The sequence below is a fragment of the Paraburkholderia sp. SIMBA_054 genome (assembly GCF_046534875.1).
In the GTDB taxonomy this organism is placed as follows: Bacteria; Pseudomonadota; Gammaproteobacteria; order Burkholderiales; family Burkholderiaceae; genus Paraburkholderia; species Paraburkholderia hospita.
The window spans coordinates 1-239 of record NZ_JAWRXV010001636.1 but is presented as its reverse complement, the minus strand read 5'-3'; the positions used below and the strand labels follow the sequence as shown (position 1 = coordinate 239).

The 239-nt window shown below is 66.5% G+C and carries 1 protein-coding gene; it reads right to left on the bottom strand.

Features of this window, described 5'->3' with window-relative positions:
• On the bottom strand, positions 1 to 239 hold a 239-nt coding region (locus SB822_RS60625), incomplete at both ends, for a hypothetical protein (protein WP_410859589.1).

Here is a 239-nt window from a genome sequence, read left to right as displayed (position 1 = left end):
GGCGCCGGCTGCGGCTGTCCCTGCGGAATGAAGGTGTAGGGATCGATCGAGGTGTCTCCCGTACGCTGGATGGTCTCCACGACCAGTTGCTCCAGGCTGTCGGCCATCTCAGCGGGAGTCGCCTGCCGAAGCTGGCCGATCGTCATCACGGACGACTGCAACTGAGGCAGGATCGTCGCCCACTGCTGGCGACGAAGCGCCGTAGCCGGACGGCCAGAGCTGCCGGCGCGGATATCCAC